Here is a 20,175-nt window from a genome sequence, read left to right on the forward strand (position 1 = left end):
CATCGCGGCTCGCAGGCGCCCGGACTGCAAGAATCTTGCAGCGTTTGCAGCCGATGCAAGGCTCTGCCAGGATGGCGGGACCGACGAGCGGAAGGAGCCCCATGATCGCCAGACTGGCCGACATCGCCGCCGCCGCGGGGGTCTCGACCGCCACCGTGTCGCGCGTCCTGAACGACCGACCGGGCGTCGCGCAGGCCACCAGGAACCAGGTGCTCGTCGCCGCCGGGCGGCTCGGCATCCCGACGGGGCAGCCGTCGGCCGCCCGCGACCGCCACGTCGCCGTCCTGATCCCCGAACTCGGCAACCCGACCTTCGCCGCCTTCGCCAACGAGCTGTCGCTGCTGCTGTCCGCGGCCGGCCGCGTGATGCTGCTGCTCGTCATCGGCCCCTCGCGCACCGCGGAGGAACAGATGCCCGACGTGCTCGGCGGGCTCGACGTGCCTGGCGTGATCTCCGTCTCCGGGACGCTGGCCGACGAGCTCAGCTCGCCCGAGCGCTACCTCGGCCTCAACCGCGCCGGCATCCAGCTCGTCTCCATCAACGCCTGGCACCCCGAGGTGACCGGCTCGTTCCTCTCGACCGACGACGCGGCCTCCGTCGCGCAGTCCGTCGCCCACCTCCGGAGCCTCGGCCACACGCGCATCGGGCTGGCCGTCGGCCAACGCCGCTTCCAGCCCACCCAGCGCAAGGTCAAGGCCTTCCTCGACCTCGGCTTCGACGAGTCGAGCGTCGTCAGCACCTTCTTCACCGGCGAGGGCGGCCAGAGCGCCGCCGCCCGCCTGCTCGACGCCGGCCACACCGCCATCGTGTGCGGCTCCGACGTCATGGCGCTCGGCGCGATGCGCGAGGCCCGCTCCCGGGGCCTCGACATCCCCGGCGACGTCTCCGTCGTCGGTTTCGACGACTCCGCGCTGATGCCGTTCACCGCCCCCGCCCTCACCACGGTGCGGCAGCCCGTCGCGGCGCTGTGCCGGGCCGCGGTCGACGCGCTGCTCAGCGCGCTGGAACGGCCGCCTGCCGAGTCCACCGAGATGCTCTTCCACCCCGACCTCATCATCCGCCAATCGACAGGACCTGCCGCATGATTCACCAGTGGTGGCGCGACGCCGTCATCTACCAGATCTACCCCCGCTCCTTCGCCGACGCCTCGGGCGACGGCTATGGCGATCTGAAGGGCGTGATCTCGAAGCTCGACTACCTGCGCGACCTGGGCGTTGACGCGGTGTGGCTCTCGCCGTTCTACACCTCGCCCATGGCGGACGCGGGCTACGACGTGGCCGACTACTGCGACATCGACCCCATGTTCGGCAACCTCGCCGACGCCGACGAGCTGATCGCCGAGGCCCACGCGCGGGGCCTCAGGATCATCGTCGACCTGGTCCCGAACCACTCCTCCAGCGAGCACCGCCGGTTCCAGGCCGCGCTGGCCGCGGGCCCGGGTTCGCCGGAGCGGGAGAACTACCTGTTCCGCGACGGGCTGGGCGACGACGGCGAACTGCCGCCCAACAACTGGACCGCGGTGTTCGGCGGGCGCTCCTGGACGCGCCTGACCGCCGCCGACGGAACGCCCGAGCAGTGGTACCTGCACCTGTTCGACCCCGAGCAGCCCGACTGGAACTGGGAGCACGAGCCCGTCCGCGAGCTGTTCGACGACACCCTGCGATTCTGGCTTGACAAGGGCGTCGACGGGTTCCGCGTCGACGTCGCGCACGGGCTGGCCAAGGCCGAGGGGCTGCCGGACCAGGTCTCCACGGACTCCGACCTCGGCTTCCAGACCGGCCCCCAGTGGGACCAGGACGGCGTGCACGAGATCTACCGCCGCTGGCGCGCGGTGCTCGACGGCTACGACGGCGACCGCTCGCTGGTGGCCGAGGCCTGGGTCGAGGACCCCGAGCGCCTCAAGCTGTACCTGCGCCCCGACGAGATGCACACGGCGTTCAACTTCGAGTTCCTCGACTGCCTGTGGGACGCCGACGCGTACCGCAAGGTCATCGCGTCGACCATGGCCGCCAACGAGTCCGTCGGCGCGCCGACGACCTGGGTGCTCAGCAACCACGACGTCGTCCGGCACGTCAGCCGGCTCGGCCTGACGGTGCCCGGCTCCAGCCACGAGGGTCTCGGACTGCGCGACGAGCAGCCCGACAACGTGATCGGCCTGCGCCGCGGCCGCGCCGCGACGCTCATGATGCTCGCGCTGCCCGGATCGGCCTACCTGTACCAGGGCGAGGAGCTCGGCCTGCCCGACCACACCACGCTCCCCGACGACGTCCGCCAGGACCCGACGTGGACCCGATCCGGCCACACGCGCGTCGGGCGCGACGGCTGCCGCGTGCCGCTGCCGTGGCTCGCCGACGCCCCGGCCTACGGCTTCTCCCCCACCGGCGAGTCCTGGCTGCCGCAGCCCGACTCGTTCGCCGAGCTGGCCGCCGACCGCCAGGTCGGGGTGGCCGGGTCAACCTGGACGCTGTACCGCGACGCGCTGGCGCTGCGCCGCGAGCTCGGGCTGGGACGCGGCGAGCTGACCTGGCTCGACGCCGGCGAACACATCGTCGGCTTCGACAACGGCGACGTGCGCGTGCTGACCAACGTGCTGGGGGACCCGCAGCCGCTGCCCGAGGGCTGGACCGTGCTGCTGGCGAGCGCGGACGTCGACGGCGAGCTCCCGACCGACGTCACCGTCTGGCTGAAGCGCGCCTGACAAGCCCGCCGGCTCCCCGAGCCCGGTTCGCCGAGCCTGTCGAGGTGCCCCGAGCGCAGCGAGGGGAGCAACCCGCACGCCGCGCACCTCAGGGGGTCGAGGCACGCGGCAGGATCGCGCGCACGGCATGCGCGGCGGCAGGCGTGTCCACGTTGCGCGTAACAGGCTCCGGGGCCGGCAGCCTCGTCAGGGACAGCGACCGCATCAGCGCGCGGACCTCGACGTTGCGGACGTGGCCCAGCCGCTCGACGGCGGCCCGCAGCGCGGCAAGCCGGTAGCGACCGGCGAGCGGCTGGGCCATGCCGTCGACGTCCTCGAGGACCACGCCGTCGTGCGCGAGCTCGGCGTCGCACAGGAGGCGGACGACGGAGGCGGGGTCGGCCAGATCACCGGCCAGCAGTAACACGTCGTGGACGTCCCCCAGCCGCGGCAGCGCGGCCGCGACCCCCGCGACGGGGCCTCCGAACGGCGGATCCTCGACCACGAACGTGACGCCCGCGCTGTCGTCGGGCCACCAGTGCGGTCGTGGCCCGGCCACCACGACGGTGTCGGACACGGAGGAGGCCGCGGCCACCGCGCGCTCGAGCAGGGTGCGCCCGTCGATCACGAGCGCCAGCTTGTCGCCGGGCATCCGCGTCGATCGGCCGCCGGCCAGAATCACCGTTGCAGTGCGCGCCTCCATGTCCTTCTCCTCCCCCAGTTGGCCTCATCGTACGACTCCGTTCACGGCAGAAGGCCGGGTCACGACTGATGCACGGCCACCTGAGTCGCCTTGATCACGGCGTGGACCCAATCGCCCGGCGAGAGCCCCAGCTCCGCGACCGCCGAAGGCGTCAGTTCAGCGTGCAGATGCTGCCCGGCAACCACCAGGCTCACCACCACGACCGCTCCGCGCGACTCGAGCGACGTGACCCGCGACCTCAGTGCGTTGCGGGGGCTGCCGCCCGGCGCCTCGCTGTGGATCGCGACGGCCGCCGGCGAGAAGGTCGCCCGAGCGCTCCGCCCCACCTCGAGGGGATCGCCGAGCCCGCGCAGGTGCTGCCCGCCGAGCGAGATGGCATCGGGGGCGACGGCCTCGCCGTGCAGGAGGTTGACGCCGATGAAGCGTGCCAGGAACCGGGTGGACGGCGCGGCTGACAGGAGGTCAATCAGACCGTCCGCCGCCACCCGTCCCTGCTCGATCACGATGAGCCGGTCCGCGAGCGTCACCACGTCGAGCGGATCGTGCGTGACCAGCAGAGAGGTGCGACCCGCCAGCCGGCTGTGCACCATGCTCCGCACCGCGGGGGTCACCGACACGTCGAGGGCGGCGAACGGCTCATCGAGCAGCACGATCTCGGGGTCGATCGCCATACCCCGCGCGATCGACACCCGCTGGGCCTGGCCGCCGGACAGGCTCTGCGGGCGGCGTTCGGCCAACTCGAGACAGCCGACCGCATCCAACTCCTCCGCAGCCCGGTCCCGGGCCGCGACCTTGCCGAGTCCCCTGGCTCGCGGCCCGAACGCGACGTTGTCGAGCACGCTCAGGTGCGGGAACAGCCAGGCCCGCTGCTCGATGTAGGCGAAGCGCCTGCGGTGCGGCGGCAGGTGCGTGTCGGGCCCCGACAGACTGCGCCCGCGGAGGCTCACCGTCCCCGTGCTGGGACGTAGCGCACCGGCGATCAGCTGCAGCAGCGTCGACTTCCCCGCACCGTTCGGCCCGACGACGGCCACCCTCTCACCGGCGGCGACGTGGAGGCTCAACTCGACACCTCGGGCGGGGACGGCCGCGTCCAGCCGGAGGAACTCATCCATGGCGCCCCCATGCGTTCAGCCTGGTCGCGAGCAGCACGACGACGACCGCGAGCAGGATCAGGACGAGCGAGAGCGCGAGCGCCAGGTCGGCGTCGGACTCGCGCAGCAGATAGATCTCCAGCGGCAGGGTCCGGGTGGTGCCCTGCAGAGAGCCGGCGAATGTCAGCGTGGCGCCGAACTCCCCCAGCGCGCGGGCGAACGCGAGAGCGGTGCCCGAGGCGATGGCGGGTGCCGCGATCGGGACCGTGATCCTCCAGAAGACCCGCCCGGGCGCGGCCCCGAGGTTCGCCGCGACGGACTCGTATCTGCCGCCTGACGAGCGCAGCGCCCCCTCGAGGGACACGACGAGGAAGGGCAGCGCGACGAAGGTCTGCGCCAACACCACCGCGACGGTGGTGAAACCGATCTCGACACCCATGCTCGACAGCCACGCGCCAACCAGGCCGCGACGCCCGAAGGTGACGAGCAGCGCAAGGCCGGCCACCACGGGAGGCAGAACCATGGGGATGGTCACCAGCGTGCGCGCGAACGCGGTCCAACGCCCGTGCGACCTGGCGAGGATGACCGAGGTCGGCACGCCGAGCACGAGCACCAGCAACGTCGAGACGAGGCACGTCGACAGGCTCAGCCGCAGCGCATCGATGGCCCGCTCGGATGCCAGCAGCGAGGTCAGCCTGTCAAAGGGCACTCTCGCGATCAGCCCGGCGAGCGGAAGAACCAGCAGGGCCAGCGCGCCGACGAACGGCACCCACGCCCACCTCGGATAGGGAGTCACTGCGCCGGCCCGAACCCCGCACTCCCCAGCACGGCCTGCCCGGACTCGCCCGTCACCGTCGCGATGAAGGCATCGGCGGCCTCCGGATGAGGCGCCTCGGTCACGCGGGCGATCCAGTAGGTGTTGGGATCCTCCTCCGCCCCCGGCACCTCCATCGTCTCGACCGCGTCCCCGGCCGTGATCGCGTCCGTGGCGTAGACGAGCCCCGCATCAGCCTCTCCGGAGGTGACCTTGCCGAGCACGTCGGTGACCTTCGACTCCTCAGAGACGGGTGTCAGCTCGACGCCGAGCGCCTCGGCCAGCCTGAGGCTGGCGGCGCCGCAGGGCACCTCCGGCGCGCAGATCACGAGCTTGGCGTCATCGAGCGTCGAGTCGAGGCCCGTGATTCCCGCCGGGTTGTCGACGGGGGTGACGAGTACGAGGTGGTTCGTGGCGAACTGGACAGGGGCGCCGTCGACGAGGCCGGCCTCGACCGCCTTGTCCATGTTGGCCTTGTCTGCCGAGGCGAAGACGTCGGCGGGGGCCCCGCCGGACAGCTGGTCGAGCAGGCCGGAGGATCCGTCGAACGAGTAGCTGGCTTCAGCGATCTCGGGGAAGACCGTGCTCAGGGAGGCAGCCGCGAAGACGACCGCCTGGTCGGACGACACGGCCGACGTCGTGGTCTCCGCGGCGGGCGAGCCGCACGCGCTGACGGCCAGGGCGGTGGCCACCAGGAAGACGGCGGCGGCGCGCCTCATGCCCTCGCCCCTTCGAGGCCGACGGACGTGGCCTTGATGACCGCGGTGGCGATCGACCCGGCCTCGAGTCCCAGCTCACGCACGGCCTCCGTCGAGATCAGTGACACCACGCGGTAGCGGCCGCACTGGATCTCGACCTGGCTCATCACCGCGTCGGAGACGACACGCGTGACGAGGCCTGTGAGGTGATTGCGTGCGGAGCGGTGGCCCGCGCCGTCGTCGAGCGCGAGCAGCGCGTCGTCGGCGAGTTCCTGCGCCAGGGCAGCAAGATCAGCTCCGTCCACGCAGTGCCGACCCGCGTCATCAACGGTGGAGGCGAGCCTTCCCCTGTCGATCCACCGGCGGATGGTGTCGTCGCTGACACCCAGGAGGTTGGCCGCTGTGGCGATCCGTATCTGCTTCATGGATGACATGTTATTGACGCATCTGAGGTTCCGCCGGAAGTTCACACAAGTGCTTAGGATGAACCACATGAGCTTCCGCGCCGCCGTGATCACCTGTTCCGACCGAGCCTCGGCGGAGGCCTACGAGGACCGCTCCGGGCCGGTGCTGCGTGAGGGTCTCGCCGCCCTCGGGTTCGAGGTGGCCGACGCCGTGGTGGTTCCTGATGAGAGGGACCTCATCGCGGCCCGCATCCGGGATGCGGTGGCCGGCGGCGCCCGTGTGGTGCTGACCACGGGAGGCACGGGTGTGGGGCCCCGCGATGTCACGGTCGAGGCGACCCGCCCGTTGCTGGCATACGAGGTGCCAGGCATCGCGGAAGCGGTGCGCGCCGCGGGAGCCGCGAAGACCCCACTGTCGTATCTGTCTCGGGGGCTCGCCGGCATCATCGACGGGCCGCACCGTGTCTTCGTCTACAACGCGCCCGGTTCGCGGGGCGGGGCGAGGGACGCGCTGGCCGTGCTGGGGCCGCTGCTCGTCCACATCGTCGAGCAGCTCGACGGGGCCGACCACGACCTGCACCGGCCACCGAGCGTCGGCTGAGCCGGGGCTACTCGGGCCGGGTCCAGTCACCCGAACGGCCGCCGGACTTCGCCGTGATGCGAGCGCTGCGGATCTCCGCGGAGCGGTCGACGCCCTTGACCATGTCCACCACGGCCAGGGCGGCCACCGTCGCTGCGGTGAGGGCCTCCATCTCGACGCCGGTGCGATCCGCGGTGCGGACGGTCGCGACGATCCACACCCCCTCGTCGGCGATGTCGAGGTCCACCACGGCTCCGTGCACCCCGATGGTGTGCGCAAGTGGCAGCAGTTCCGGCACCTTCTTGGCGGCCGCGATGCCCGCGACCCTCGCCACGGCCAGCACATCGCCCTTCGGCACCGTGCCCGTGCGCAGCGCGTCGACGACCTCCGGAGAGCAGGCCACGAGGGCCTCGGCGGTGGCCTGCCGCACCGTCGGAGGCTTCCCCGTGACGTCGACCATGCGGGCGTGGCCCCGTGCATCCAGATGCGTGAACTCCATGACGCTATCCAACCAGGTGGACCGAGACCCGATCGCCCACCTCGACGCGCTCGACGCCCTCACCGACGACGGCCAGGGCGTCCGCGCTGTGCAGGGCCGAGATGATGTGGGACCCGGAGCCGAGCGCATGCGAGGGAATGCAGGTGCCGTCCTCGGCAAGGGTCACCGGGACGTACTGGCGCCGCCCCGCCGGCGACGACCAGGGCCTCGCCGCCCGCGCCTCGACCCTTCGCCAGTCGGACCGGCGCCCCTGCATCGCCGCCAGCAGCGGACGCAGGAACACCCAGGCGGACACGAAGACGCTGACGGGGTTGCCGGGCAGGCCGAGCAGGGCGACCCTGCCGCCGTCGGGGGCCTCGACGACTCCGCACGCCTGCGGCTTGCCTGGTTGCATCGCGACCCGGACGAAGTCGACGCCCGCCAGGCCGGCCTGCCTGACGGGCTCGAAGGCGCCGGCGGAGACGCCGCCGGCGGTGACGACGACGTCGGCGCCGGCGAGCGCCTCGGAGAGCGCTGCGGAGAACTGCTCGGGGGCGTCGCCGACCGCGCGTGCCAGCACCACGTGGGCGCCGAACTCGGCCGCCAGCCCGGCCAGGAGGACGGAGTTGGAATCGGGGATCTGGCCGAAACCCAGCCGCTGTCCCGGACTCACCAGTTCCGACCCGGTGGCCAGCACTGCGACGCGCGGACGGCGCCGCACGGGCACGGTCGCATAGCCGACGGAGGCCGCGACCGCGAGGGCCCCCGGCGTCATCGTCTGGCCTGCCGCCAGCGCCACCCGGCCGACGCGCACGGACTCCCCCGCGCGGCGCACGTGACGGCCGATCGCCACCGCCTCGAGGATCGTCACCTCGGCGGGCAACGGCGCAGCCCCCGGCAGCTGGTCGGTCGCCTCGACCGGCACGACGGCGTCGGCCCCCGGCGGAACCGGTGCACCCGTCATGATCCTGGCCGCCTCGCCGACGCCAACGCCCGGCGCGCTGGACGCACCCGCCGGGATGTCACCTACGACCCTCAGCGCGACCGGAGGCGCGGCGACGTCGGCGGCCCGCACGGCGTAGCCGTCCATCGCCGAGTTGGTGAACGGTGGCACGCTCGTCAGTGCGGGCAGATCCGCGGCCAGCACCAGGCGACGTGCCTGCGCCAGCGGCACCTCATCGACGGGCAGCAGCCCCGCCAGGGAGACCACCACTGCCTCGTAGCCCTCAACGCTCAGCACTCACGTCACCCTTTCGCAGAGGTAGCTCGGACCACCGCCAGCTGGCGGCATCGAGGACGGCCACGCGGCCGATGAGCGGCTGGCCGAAGCCGGCCAGGATCTTGATGGCCTCAGTGGCCTGCAGCGTGCCGATCTGGCCCACCATGGCACCCAGTACCCCGATGCCCGTGGCCTGCGGGTACTCGCCGGCCCGGGGTTCCTGCGGGATCAGGTCGCGCAGGTAGAGCCGGTCGCCCGCCCGGTCGGGCAGGCCGAACACCGAGCACTGGCCCTGCATGCCGACCGCCGAGGCCCACACCAGCGGGGCCCCGACCGCCTCGGCAGCGTCCGAGATGAGGAACTTCGCGGCGAAGGAGTCGGTGCAGTCGAGCACGAGATCCGCCTCTGCGAAGAGGTCGCGGGCACGGTCGGCGGTGAGGTACTCCGGCACGGCTTCGACGGTGACGTCAGGGTTGAGGGCGAGCAGACGCTGCCTGCCGGAGTGGGCCTTGTTGCGGCCGAGCTCGGTGTGCATGACCTGCCGCTGCATGTTCCCCAGCTCCACGACGTCGCCATCCACGACGACGATGCGTCCTATCCCCGCCGCGGCGAGGTAGGGAAGCGCAGCGGACCCCAGGCCGCCGGCGCCGACCACGGCCACGGAGGAGGCGAGGAGTCGCTCCTGCCCCCTCTCCCCCATGCCGACGACGTCGATGTTGCGGCGGTAGCGCTCCAGCTGCTGGTCCGTCAGGGGCATTGCGACCACTCGTGGGTGCCGTCGGCCAGGAACTGCTTCTTCCAGATGGGCAGCTCCTGCTTGACGCGGTCGACGAAATCGGAGGCGCAGCCGAAGGCCTGCGCCCGGTGGGAGGCGGCGACGGCGACGAAGAGCGCGACGCCGCCGATGCCAAGGTGGCCGACGCGATGCTGGGCGGCCAGCGCGTGCACCCCCTCGCGGGCAGCGAACTCCTCGACGAGCCGCGCCATGATCTCCTCAGCCGACGGGTGGCCGACGTAGTCGATCGCGGTCACGGCGACGCCGTGATCGTGGTTGCGCACGACGCCGGCGAACGTGACGACCGCCCCCGCCCTCTCATCTGATACGGCGTCCGTCAGCGCCGCGCCGTCGATGTCGTGATCGGTGATGAACGCCATCAGCTCGGCTTCGCCGCACCCTTCCTGGCGTAGCGCCACCAGGCGATGACGATGCACATCACTGCCCACGCGGCGCCGATGAGGTAGAACGCCGTGGGGCTCATGAGGGTGAGGCCGACGCCGAAGAGGAAGGGCCCGAAGGCCGCGATGGCGGCGGTCCAGCCGATCACGCCGCCGGCCTGGCGACGCTCGAAGATCATCGGCATCTGCTTGAAGGTCGAGGCGTTGCCGATGCCCGAGAACAGGAAGATCAGGAGCATGCCCCACAGGAAGTGGGTGAACCCGCCCGAGAGCGCGTCGGCACTGGATGTGTCGGGGGTCAGCGCGGGGATCGTGAACAGGATCGAGGCCAGCACCCCGACGCCGGAGACCACCGTCCAGATCGCGCCGCCCATCCGGTCGGTCAGCGGCGCGAACAGCACGCGCGCGCCGGCTCCTACGAGCGGACCGAGGAAGACGTACTTGACGGGGTCAGGCAGCGTGTAGCCCTCCACCAGCAACCTCGCCGACTCCCCCGCCCCCTCGACGATCGCCGAGTTCCCCGACCCGTACAGGTTCGTCATGAGCAGGCCGAACTGGGCCGAGAGGCCCGAGAAAGTGCCGAACGTCATGATGTAGAGGATCGTCATGAGCCAGGTGTCGGGATTGTCGAAGATGTCGAACTGCTGCTTGATCGTCGCCTTGACGGGCACAGACCTCAGCGCGATGTAGGCCCAGATCGCCCCGGCGATGAGGAACGGCACGTAGACGAGCGCCGAGTTCTGGTAGTAGACGACCACCGGGTTGCGGCCGACGATGTGAAGGGTCTGCGAGCCCAGGAAGCTGAACATGCCGAACCCGATGAGCCAGGGGGTGAGCAACTGCACCAGCGAGACGCCGAAGTTGCCGATGCCGGCCTGCAGGCCGAGCACGGTGCCCGACATCCTGCGCGGGAAGAAGTACGATGTCGACGGCATGAACCCGGAGAAGGCGCCGCCGCCGATGCCGGAGAGGAAGGCCAGACCCATCAGCCGCCAATACGGGACGTCGGGGTTGGCGACCTCGAAGCCCCAGCCCACCGCGGGCAGCAGCAGCAGGATGGTGGTGAGAGCGACCATCTTGCGCGTGCCGATCTTGGGCGGCAGGACCATCCACACGATGCGCAGCAGGCCACCGGAGAGGCCGGGCATGGCCGCCATCCAGTACAGCTGCTGGGCGGTGAAGTCGAAGCCGAGTGCATTGAGCTTCGGCACGATCGCGCTCGGCAGGTACCAGACCGCGAAGCACAGGGTCAGCGAGAATGTGGTGACGATCAGTGTGTTCCAGGCAAGCCTGCTGTTCCACTTGCTGTCGTCTTCCGGGTCCCAGGCGACGAGCCAGTCGCCCTTGGTTTCGGTGGTGCTCACAGGCGGGCCTCGCTATCGGAAGTGACGATTTCCATGGGGATCTCGATGCTGCCGGCCAGCTCCGGCGCGTTCTCGTGCAGCATCTTGACGATGGTCAGGTGCATCCATACCGCGCAGACGGCCACGAGGATGAAGATGCAGAAGAAGGTACTGGACGGGAACCCCGACCAGGTCTTGGAGTAGGCGAACAGGGGCGGCAGGAAGAAGCCGCCGAGGCCGCCGAGCATGCCGACGAGCCCGCCGACCGAACCGACGTTGTCCGGGAAGTACTCAGGGATGTGCTTGAACACCGCTGCCTTGCCGAGCCCCATGGCGCAGCCGAGCAGGAACACCAGCAGCACGAACAGCGGCAGCGCGATCGTGTAGTGCAGGTGGTCGCTGGCCGAGCCGTCGGGGTGCATGACGGTGATGAAGCCGTTGGGCATCATGAGGATGCCGCTGGTGAGCAGCATCACGCCGAAGGAGGCGTACATGATCCTGCGGGCACCGAAGCGGTCGCTGAGCCATCCGCCGACGGGCCGCAGCAGCGAGGCCGGGAAGATGAACGTCGCCGTCAGTAGACCGGCCGCGGCGAGCGTGACGTCGAAGTTGTCCATGTAGTACTTCGGCAGCCAGGCCGACAGTGCGACGTAGGCGCCGAACACGGCGACGTAGTACAGGCTGAACCGCCACACCCGCACGTTGCTGAGCGGTGCGAGCATCTCTTTGAGGGGCTTCGACCTGCCTGGCGCCCGGTCCTGCCTCGGGACGACAAGCCAGGTGACGACGCCGGTGATGAGCAGCAGCACCGCGTAGATCACCGGGATGAGACGCCAGCCGCCCTGGATGCCGAGCCCGTAGGTGCTGCCTGCGGTGGCGGCGATGATGCCGGGGCCGATCAGCTTCGTCACCGATGCGCCGACGTTTCCCGCGCCGAAGATCCCGAGCGCGAGACCCTGGCGCTCCTTGCCGAACCATGCGGAGTTCCACGCGGTGCCGACGGAGAACAGGTTGCCCGCGAAGCCGACCAGGAAGGCCAGCACCAGCAGCCACATGTAGCTGTGCGCCATCGACACCATGTAGGTGGGCAGCGCGCAGGCGAAGAGCATGAAGATGGTGACGCGACGGCCGCCGATGCGATCGGCCAGGATGCCCGCGGGGAGACGCCACATAGAGCCGTTGAGCACCGCGACGGCCGAGATCCAACTCAGCTGCTCGTCGCTGATGCCCAGCTCCTTCTGGATGGGGATGCCGAGGATCCCGAACATCAGCCAGACCGCGAACATCAGCGTGAAGGCGATGGTGGACATCGCCGTGACCCGGAAGGCCCCCTTGCCGGTCTCGTGCACCGGGGGGACCTCGATCAGTGCGCTCATCGACGGTCCTCGTTGTCCCGGGTGCCCACCGGCTCCCACCCGCGACCGGGCGTCGTCTGGGAGCGACGCGGACGCGCCTCACGGCTGCGGTAGACGATGTACGGCCTGAACAGGTAGTGGACGGGGGCGGTGAAGGCGTGCACGAGGCGGGTGAACGGAACCATCGCGATCAGCGCGAGCCCGATCAACACATGCACCTGGAACTGCCAGGTGGAGGCCGCCATCGCCTCGACATCGGGCTGCAGGACCAGCAGGGACCGGAACCACACCGAGACCGTCTCACGGTAGTTGTGCTCCGAGCCGTCGGCGTAGGAGCCGCCGGTCAGCGTTGCGAACAGGCCGAACCCGATAACCGCGGCCATCACGACATACATGATCTTGTCGTTGACGGTGGTGGCCCGCATGATCGCGCCGGTGGTGCGTCGGCGCCAGATCAGCAGCCCGAGGCCGACCACGAGGGCGACGCCGGCCAGGGATCCTCCGTAGAACGCGCCGAGATGATAGGCGTGCTGAGAGAGCCCGATCCAGTCGGTGAACGCCTTGGGGATCAGTAGCCCGACGACGTGGCCGAGGAACACCGCCAGCAGCGCGAAGTGGAACAGCGGAGATGCGATCTTCAGGATCCTGGACTCGTACAGCTGGGAGCTGCGCGTGGTCCAGCCGAACTGGTCGTAGCGGTAGCGCCAGATCAGCCCGACCACGATGCTGAGCAGCGCGAGGTAGGGCAGGACGCCCCACAGCAGGATCGACACGTCAACTCCTCAGACTGAACGGTTCGAGGCCCACATACTCGGTGGGCGTTCCGCCGAGGAGCTCCTGCACCTCGGCACGGCTCGCCGGAGAGGGTCCGCCGAGGGTGTCGCAGATGGCGCGGACGACACCGGCGTGCGGTAGGTCGTCCTGCTCCAGGCCGAGCCTCAGCAGCTCAAGCGAGGCGCGGTAGGTGTTCAGCAGGCCGACCCCGAGGGCGGGCGCCCCTGTGGCGGCGAACTCCAGCACCATCGGGAGGTAGTCGGGCAGCTCGCCGTCGAGGTCGACGACCAGCCCTGAGTCCCGGTAGGTCTGCTTGATGGCGGCCAGCACCTCTCCCCGGCGCCGGGTGTCGCCGTCGGTCCAGTACGTCAGGTGGAGGGCGTGACGACGCGACAGGTCAAACTCCTGGACGTGCCAGCCCTGCAGTTCCATCATCGGCATCGACCTCAGGTGCGCGAGGGTCGGGGCGAACGCCTGCGCCGCGCCGACCTCTCCCGCGGCGGCCTCGAGCAGGTCGAGCTGCCCCAGCAGTTCCTCGTCGGGGTAGCTGAGCAGCCGGGCTGCCGCGGCGTAGACGATCCGGTGCGTTCTGGGCGGCGGGACGGGGAGCTTTGCGCGGCTCATCGGGAGGCCTCGGCTTCCTCGCGACGCGCCTTGGCGTCGGCGTAGGTCTCGATCGCGACGGGGACCGCCCGGCCCGAGCTGCTGCCGAACGGCCCTTCCCCACCGGCACCCGGCCCGCCCTCGAAGTCGAGCGAACAGCCCATCTCCTCGAGGTTGTGGGCGTCGCCGATGTGGGCCTTGGGGATGACGTACCGCTCCTCGTACTTGGCGATCGCGAGCAGCCGGTACATCTGCTCCAGCGCCTCCGGAGTCATGCCGACGGCCGCGGCGAGTTCGGGGTCACGGGGGTTGCCGAGCGTCACGTCGCGCATGTAGGCGCGCATGGCGGCCAGCTTCTGCAGCACCAGCCGCACCGGCTCCACGTCGCCGGCGGTGAACAGCTCCGCCAGGTACTCCAACGGGATGCGCAGGCTGTCGATCGCGCCGAACAGATTTCCTCCCGCCTCCGCGTCGTGACCCTGCGACTGCAGGAGGTCGACCACTGGGCTGAGCGGCGGGATGTACCAGACCATAGGCATGGTGCGGTACTCAGGATGCAGCGGCAGGGCCACCTTGAAGTGCTTGATGAGCGCGTAGGTCGGTGACTTCCTGGCCGCGTCGAGCCAGTCCTGGGGGATGCCGCTGGCGCGGGCGTCGGCGATGACCTGCGGGTCGTGGGGGTCGAGCATGACGTCTAGCTGCGACTCGTAGAGGTCCCGGTCGTCAGCGAGCGCCGCCGCGGTGACCCGGTCGGGGTCGTAGAGGATGATGCCGAGGTAGCGCAGCCTGCCGACGCAGGTCTCGGAGCACACCGTCGGCAGCCCCACCTCGAGGCGCGGGTAACACATGGTGCACTTCTCGGCCTTGCCCGAGCGGTGGTTGAAGTAGATCTTCTTGTACGGGCAGCCGGTGATGCACTGGCGCCAGCCGCGGCAGCGGTCCTGGTCGACCAGCACGATGCCGTCCTCGGCCCGCTTGTAGATCGCGCCTGAGGGACACGAGGCCATGCACGACGGGTTCAGGCAGTGCTCGCAGATGCGCGGCACGTAGAACATGAAGGACTTCTCGTACTCGAGCTTGATCCGGAGGTTGGCCTCCTCGCGCAGCTTCCGCATGATGGGGTCGTTCGCCTCGGTGTCGGCAACGCCGCCCAGCGCGTCGTCCCAGTTGGCCGACGCCTTGATCGCCAGGTTCTCGCCGCTCACCAGCGACCTGGGCCGGGCGACGGGGAAGTCGTCTCCGAGGGGGGCGCTGGTGAGCATCTCGTAGTCGTAGGTCCATGGCTCGTAGTAGTCGTCGATCCCCGGCTGCACCGGGGAGGCGAAGATGCTGATGAGCTTCTTGAACCGGCCCCCCGAGCGCAGCCTGAGGCGCCCGGAGCGCGTGCGCTCCCAGCCGCCCTGCCACCTGTCCTGGTCCTCGTACCCGCGCGGGTAGCCCTGCCCTGGCCTTGTCTCCACGTTGTTGAACCACACGTACTCGACGCCGGCCCGGTTGGTCCACGCCTGCTTGCAGGTGACCGAGCACGTGTGACACCCGATGCACTTGTCGAGGTTCATCACCATGGCCATCTGGGCCATCACTCTGCGTGACATCAGTACTGCACCTCCTGGGAGCGGCGGCGGACGGTCGAGACGATGTCCCGCTGCACGCCGGTGGGGCCGATGTAGTTGAACGCGTATGCCTGGTGCGCGTAGCCGCCGATGAGGTGGGTCGGCTTCAGCAGGATGCGGGTGACCGAGTTGTGGATGCCGCCTCGGCGTCCCGTCGCCTGCGACTTCGGCACGTCGATGGTGCGCTCCTGTGCGTGCTGCACGTACGCGATGCCGTCGGGCAGCTTGGACGTGACGACAGCGCGGGCCACGAAGACGCCGTTGGCGTTGGTGAGCTCCACCCACTCGTTGTCCTTGACGCCGATCGAGGCCGCGTCGTTGACGCTGAGCCACGCCTGCGGCCCGCCTCGGCCGAGGCTGAGCATGAACAGGTTGTCCTGGTACTCGGAATGGATCGACCACTTGTTGTGCACGGTCAGGTAGCGCACGGTGATCGCCTTCTCGCCGTTGGGACCGAGCTCCGGCTCCCCGTAGGCGCGGGTCATGTCGAGCGGGGGCCGGAACGTCGGAAGTTGCTCTCCGGCGTCGATCATCCAGTCGTGGTCGAGGAAGAAGTGCATCCGGCCGGTGAGCGTGTGCCAGGGCTTGAGGCGCTCCACGTTCGTGGTGAATGCCGTGTAGCGGCGTCCGCCGGTCTCTGAGCCCGACCACTCGGGCGACGAGATGACCGGCTGGGGAGCCTGCTGCGTCTCGCGGAACGTGATGCGCCGTTCCTCCGAGCCCTCCGCGAGGTCGATGAGGTGGCGCCCGGTCCTGATCTCCAGCTCTCTGAAGCCCTGCGTGGCGAGTTCCCCGTTGGTGGTGCCGGAGAACATCAGGATCGCCTCGGCCAGCTTCTGGTCGGTGTCGATCGCCGGACGACCCTCCGCCGGGCCCGACGGGTACACGCCGTGCAGCCTGGCCAGCTGGTTGACCTGGTGGCCGACCTTGTAGGTGATGTTCTTGACCGTGAATCCCAGCTTCTCGGCCAGCGGGCCGACCGAGAGCAGCTTGTCGGCGATGGCCGTGTAGTCACGCTCGACGACCGCCAGTGTCGGGAAGTTCTCCCCAGGCACCGCAGGCCGGTCCGTGCCCCGCCAGTCCGGGGCGTGGCCGCCCGGCTGCCTGAGCTGGCCGGGGGTGTCGTGCTGCAGCGCGACCGCGACGATGTCCTTGCGGGTGTCGAGCCGGCCCCGCGCGAGCTCCGAGATGCGCTCGGCGAGTCCTGTGAACAGCTGGAAGTCGCTGCGCGTCTCCCACGGCGGGTCGATGGCCGGCGTGAAGGCGTGGACGAAGGGGTGCATGTCGGTGCTCGACAGGTCGTGCTTCTCGTACCAGGTGGCCGCGGGGAAGACGATGTCCGAGAGGAGCGTCGAACTGGTCATGCGGAAGTCCGCCGTCATGAGCAGGTCGAGCTTGCCCTCCGGCGCCTCGTCGTGCCACGCGACGACCTCGGGGCGGTTGACCGTGGCGTCGGGGTTGGGCATCACGTTGTTGTGCGTGCCCAGCAGATGCTTGCTGAAGTACTCGGCCCCCTTCGCGGAGGATCCGAACAGGTTCGAGCGCCAGAGCATCATGGTGCGCGGCCAGTTCTCGGGCGCGTCGATGTCCTCGATCGAGCTCTTCAGGTCGCCCGCCTTCACCCTGTCGGCGATGTAGGCCTGGACGCTGGCGGCCTCGCCCCGCTCGACGGCCGCGGTCGCCTCGTCGGCGAGATCGAGTGGGTTGGTGGCGAACTGCGGGTAGAAGGGCATCCACCCCAGCCGGTTCGCCTCCGCGACGGCGTCCGCGGTGTGCAGGTGATCGAGGTTGCCCTTCGACAGCGGCGACGTGACGATGTCCGCCGAGAACCCGTCGGTGCGCCACTGGTCGGTGTGCATGTACCAGTACGCGGTGCCGATCATGGTGCGCGGCGGACGCTGCCAGTCCATGGCGTTGGCCATGTTGAACCAGCCCGTCATGGGACGGCACTTCTCCTGGCCGACGTAGTGCGCCCATCCCCCGCCGTTGCGGCCGATGCAGCCGGTCATCATGAGCAGCGCGATGATCGCGCGGTACGTGACGTCGGCGTGGAACCAGTGGCAGATACCGGCCCCGATGATGATCATCGTGCGCCCGTTGGACGCCTCGGAATTGCGGGCGAACTCGCGGGCCGTGCGGATGCAGGCCTCAGCCGGAACCGAGGTGATCTCCGCCTGCCACGCGGGCGTGTAGGGCGAGGTCACGTCGTCGTAGCCGCTGGCCCACGATCCCGGCAGACCCTCGCGGCCAACGCCGTACTGCGCAAGCATCAGATCGAAGACGGTGGTGACCAGCCTGCCCTCCACGACTAGCGTCGGGACGCCGCGTCGGATGATGCTGCCGACTCCCCTGGGGTCCTCGAAGCAGGGCAGTGCGACCTCACGTCCCTCCGCCCCCGGCACGTCGAGGAGGCTGAGCGTGGGGCGCAGCTCGCCGAGGTCCAGGTTCCACTGGCCCGCGTCCTCCTCGTTGTAGCGGAACCCCATCGATCCCTTCGGCACGGCCGGGGCTCCGGAGGCGCGGTCCCACATGACTGTCTTGAACGACGCGTCAGCCTGCCTGGCCTCGCCCGTCAGGTCGGCGGCAGCGAGGAACTTCCCGGCGGTCAGGCCGTGGCCGTCCGGGTGCTCCTCAAGCGTCACGAGCATCCCGAAGTCGGTGAACTGCTTGACGTAGTCGTCGAAGAAGTCCACAGTGCGGTCGACGAAGTTCTCCTTGAGGATGACGTGGCCCATGGCCATGGCCAGCGCAGCGTCGGTGCCCGCCTGGGCGGGCAGCCACTCGTCGGCGAACTTGACGTTGTCCGCGTAGTCGGGGCTCACGGCCACGACCTTGGTGCCGCGGTAGCGGACCTCCGCCATCCAATGGGCGTCGGGGGTCCTGGTCACGGGGACGTTGGAGCCCCACATCATGAGGTAGGTGGCGTCCCACCAGTCTCCGGACTCCGGCACGTCAGTCTGGTCGCCGAAGATCTGCGGGCTGGCGACGGGCAGGTCCGCGTACCAGTCGTAGAAGCTCGTCATCGCGCCGCCGAGAAGGTGCGTGAACCGGGTGCCGATCGCGTGCGAGACCATGCTCATGGCGGGGATGGGCGAGAACGAGACGAGGCGGTCGGGGCCGTAGTTCGCGATCGTGTTGATGTAGCTGGCGGCGGCGATCTCCAGGGCCTCATCCCAGGTGATGCGCACCAGCCCGCCCTTGCCACGGGCCTGTTGGTAGCGGCGCCGCTTGAGCGGATCGGTGGAGACCTCCCGGAACGCCTCGACCGGGTCACCGAGGCGGGCCTTCGCCTCCCGGTACATCTCGAGCAGCACCCCGCGGCCGTACGGGTAGCGGACCCGCGTGGGCGAATAGGTGTACCAGGAGAACGCTGCGCCACGGGGGCACCCGCGGGGCTCGTACTCCGGGCGGTCCGGACCCGTTGAGGGGTAGTCGGTCTGCTGGGACTCCCAGGTGATGATCCCATCCTTGACGTAGACCTTCCACGAGCAGGAACCGGTGCAGTTGACGCCATGGGTCGAACGCACCACCTTGTCGTGGCTCCAGCGGTCGCGGTAGAACACGTCGCCGGCGCGACCCCCCTCGCGGAAGACCGCACGTTGATCCGACGTCTCGTCCCAACGGGTGAAGAACTTCCCCAGCTTGAGCAGGGCCTCGGAGGCTGGGCCGTCGAGTCGCGCTGTCTGATCCATGGGCGACAGCTTTGCACAAAGAAATCGTCAGAACACCCGTTTTTGAGGCATCTAGGACTCCAGGTCGTGGATGGACGCGGACGGCCCGCATCTGCGGCCCGGCAGCGCCCCGTCGACCCGCATCGGCGGCAACTGGGCCCCGGCCATTTTCGCATCATCCGGGGTATCTAAATCGCGCGTGACAAGCGGGTTCGCTGGAAGTCGACGTAGTGCGAGGGTCGCCATGAGAGCCCGGACCGATACGTCACGCGCCACGCCAAGGCCGGCCAGCGCTGCCCGGAGCGCGACAGCGTCGTAGAGACCCGCCAGGTACTGGGGCCAGCCCTGAGCGTCCTCCAGGACGACGCCGTCGTCGCCGGCCTCAACCTCGGTCAGCGCGGCGACCACCGCCGCCGGATCCGCCAGGTCGCCCGCCAGCACGAAGACCCGCTCCGTCTCCGCCCCCAGAACGCTCAGACCCGCCGCGATGCCGGCCACAGGACCACCGAACGGCGGATCCTCGCTGACGAACACGACGGTCGGGTCGATCGCCGGCCACCAGGGAGGCCGGGCCCCGGCCACCACGATGGGCGCCGCGACCGCGTCGGCCGCCCGCACAGCGCGTTCCAGGAGACTGCACCCGCCTATCTCCAGTGAGAGCTTGTCGGCGGCCATCCGCGAGGATCTGCCACCCGCGAGGATGACAGCGGCGGATCTCACGTCAGCCGCCCGCGAAGGGCGGAAGCACGTCGACTCGTTGGACGCCTGCCAGGGAGCTGGCAGGTTGCGTCAGCCGGACGCCGTCGGCGAGCAACGCGCTGACCTCCAGCACCCGTGCCAGCCGCTCGTTGTCGCGCGCGAGGTGCGCGACGAGATCAGCCCGGGTCGCGGGCTCGCCGTCGAGCTGCAGGGATTCGACCCCCGCCGCCTCCGCGGCTCCGGCGAAGAAACGCACTTCCATGTCGGTCTTCCTCTC

20 protein-coding genes are annotated in these 20,175 nt (G+C 69.9%); 3 read left to right on the plus strand and 17 right to left on the minus strand.

The features are described from left to right. The first annotated feature begins 101 nt into the window (after window positions 1-101). Together KDB89_RS11025 and KDB89_RS11030 are read left to right on the plus strand one after the other, a co-directional pair. Window positions 102-1,085 (plus strand): LacI family DNA-binding transcriptional regulator, encoded by a 984-nt coding sequence (locus KDB89_RS11025; RefSeq protein ID WP_219080976.1) that lies wholly within the window; start codon window positions 102-104, stop codon window positions 1,083-1,085. Further along, complete coding sequence (locus KDB89_RS11030) at window positions 1,082-2,698, plus strand: glycoside hydrolase family 13 protein (RefSeq protein WP_219080978.1); 1,617 nt, start codon at window positions 1,082-1,084, stop codon at window positions 2,696-2,698. Before KDB89_RS11025 ends, KDB89_RS11030 begins: the two co-directional genes overlap by 4 nt. Before the next feature lie 88 nt (window positions 2,699-2,786). Here KDB89_RS11030 and mobA (KDB89_RS11035) read toward each other — a convergent pair whose 3' ends face one another. From mobA (KDB89_RS11035) to KDB89_RS11055, 5 genes are read right to left on the minus strand one after another with little or no spacing between them, the layout of a single operon-like run. Then, entirely contained in the window at window positions 2,787-3,380 is a 594-nt protein-coding gene (gene mobA / locus KDB89_RS11035; RefSeq protein WP_219080980.1) for a molybdenum cofactor guanylyltransferase, read from the minus strand. Window positions 3,381-3,439: 59 nt separating this feature from the next. Next, window positions 3,440-4,492 (minus strand): sulfate/molybdate ABC transporter ATP-binding protein, encoded by a 1,053-nt coding sequence (locus KDB89_RS11040; RefSeq protein ID WP_219080982.1) that lies wholly within the window; start codon window positions 4,490-4,492, stop codon window positions 3,440-3,442. Continuing rightward, window positions 4,485-5,240 carry an ABC transporter permease gene (locus tag KDB89_RS11045; protein WP_255555887.1) on the minus strand — a complete coding sequence of 252 codons (756 nt, stop codon included), beginning with the start codon at window positions 5,238-5,240 and terminating at the stop codon, window positions 4,485-4,487. The genes KDB89_RS11040 and KDB89_RS11045 overlap by 8 nt, the downstream gene beginning before the upstream one ends. A 23-nt stretch (window positions 5,241-5,263) precedes the next feature. After that, window positions 5,264-6,004, minus strand: coding sequence for a molybdate ABC transporter substrate-binding protein (modA, locus tag KDB89_RS11050; protein ID WP_219080986.1), 741 nt, complete (start codon window positions 6,002-6,004; stop codon window positions 5,264-5,266). Beyond that, window positions 6,001-6,408, minus strand: coding sequence for a TOBE domain-containing protein (locus KDB89_RS11055; RefSeq protein ID WP_219080988.1), 408 nt, complete (start codon window positions 6,406-6,408; stop codon window positions 6,001-6,003). Before KDB89_RS11055 ends, modA begins: the two co-directional genes overlap by 4 nt. Before the next feature lie 67 nt (window positions 6,409-6,475). Between KDB89_RS11055 and KDB89_RS11060 the strand changes: the two genes are divergently transcribed. Further along, window positions 6,476-6,988: a MogA/MoaB family molybdenum cofactor biosynthesis protein gene (locus KDB89_RS11060; protein ID WP_219080989.1), complete on the plus strand. Its 513-nt coding sequence runs from the start codon at window positions 6,476-6,478 to the stop codon at window positions 6,986-6,988. 7 nt (window positions 6,989-6,995) lie between these two features. On the opposite strand, the gene moaC is transcribed toward KDB89_RS11060, so the two are convergent. The 12 genes from moaC to KDB89_RS11120 are packed head-to-tail and all read right to left on the minus strand — an operon-like array spanning window position 6,996 to window position 20,160. Continuing rightward, entirely contained in the window at window positions 6,996-7,466 is a 471-nt protein-coding gene (moaC, locus tag KDB89_RS11065; RefSeq protein WP_219080991.1) for a cyclic pyranopterin monophosphate synthase MoaC, read from the minus strand. A 4-nt stretch (window positions 7,467-7,470) separates the two neighbouring features. Continuing rightward, window positions 7,471-8,685, minus strand: coding sequence for a molybdopterin molybdotransferase MoeA (locus KDB89_RS11070; protein ID WP_219080993.1), 1,215 nt, complete (start codon window positions 8,683-8,685; stop codon window positions 7,471-7,473). Then, window positions 8,672-9,421 (minus strand): HesA/MoeB/ThiF family protein, encoded by a 750-nt coding sequence (locus KDB89_RS11075; protein ID WP_219080995.1) that lies wholly within the window; start codon window positions 9,419-9,421, stop codon window positions 8,672-8,674. The genes KDB89_RS11070 and KDB89_RS11075 overlap by 14 nt, the downstream gene beginning before the upstream one ends. Further along, a complete protein-coding gene (locus KDB89_RS11080) occupies window positions 9,412-9,822 on the minus strand; it encodes a molybdenum cofactor biosynthesis protein MoaE (RefSeq protein WP_219084295.1) in 411 nt (136 codons plus the stop codon). Before KDB89_RS11080 ends, KDB89_RS11075 begins: the two co-directional genes overlap by 10 nt. After that, complete coding sequence (locus KDB89_RS11085; RefSeq protein WP_255555888.1) at window positions 9,819-11,204, minus strand: MFS transporter; 1,386 nt, start codon at window positions 11,202-11,204, stop codon at window positions 9,819-9,821. The genes KDB89_RS11080 and KDB89_RS11085 overlap by 4 nt, the downstream gene beginning before the upstream one ends. After that, window positions 11,201-12,559 carry an MFS transporter gene (locus KDB89_RS11090; RefSeq protein ID WP_255555889.1) on the minus strand — a complete coding sequence of 453 codons (1,359 nt, stop codon included), beginning with the start codon at window positions 12,557-12,559 and terminating at the stop codon, window positions 11,201-11,203. The genes KDB89_RS11085 and KDB89_RS11090 overlap by 4 nt, the downstream gene beginning before the upstream one ends. After that, entirely contained in the window at window positions 12,556-13,311 is a 756-nt protein-coding gene (narI, locus tag KDB89_RS11095) for a respiratory nitrate reductase subunit gamma (protein WP_219080997.1), read from the minus strand. Before narI ends, KDB89_RS11090 begins: the two co-directional genes overlap by 4 nt. A gap of 1 nt (window position 13,312) precedes the next feature. Then, entirely contained in the window at window positions 13,313-13,936 is a 624-nt protein-coding gene (narJ, locus tag KDB89_RS11100) for a nitrate reductase molybdenum cofactor assembly chaperone (protein WP_219080999.1), read from the minus strand. Continuing rightward, window positions 13,933-15,510, minus strand: a complete 1,578-nt coding sequence (gene narH / locus KDB89_RS11105; protein ID WP_255555890.1) for a nitrate reductase subunit beta — start codon at window positions 15,508-15,510, stop codon at window positions 13,933-13,935. Before narH ends, narJ begins: the two co-directional genes overlap by 4 nt. Next, window positions 15,510-19,229 (minus strand): nitrate reductase subunit alpha, encoded by a 3,720-nt coding sequence (locus KDB89_RS11110; protein ID WP_219084299.1) that lies wholly within the window; start codon window positions 19,227-19,229, stop codon window positions 15,510-15,512. Before KDB89_RS11110 ends, narH begins: the two co-directional genes overlap by 1 nt. 42 nt (window positions 19,230-19,271) lie before the next feature. Beyond that, window positions 19,272-19,919, minus strand: coding sequence for a molybdenum cofactor guanylyltransferase (mobA, locus tag KDB89_RS11115; RefSeq protein ID WP_219081001.1), 648 nt, complete (start codon window positions 19,917-19,919; stop codon window positions 19,272-19,274). Between the two features lies 1 nt (window position 19,920). Then, window positions 19,921-20,160 (minus strand): MoaD/ThiS family protein, encoded by a 240-nt coding sequence (locus tag KDB89_RS11120; RefSeq protein ID WP_219081003.1) that lies wholly within the window; start codon window positions 20,158-20,160, stop codon window positions 19,921-19,923. Window positions 20,161-20,175: the final 15 nt, after the last annotated feature.

Origin of the sequence: Tessaracoccus palaemonis (assembly GCF_019316905.1) — a bacterium.
Taxonomy (GTDB): Bacteria; Actinomycetota; Actinomycetes; order Propionibacteriales; family Propionibacteriaceae; genus Arachnia; species Arachnia palaemonis.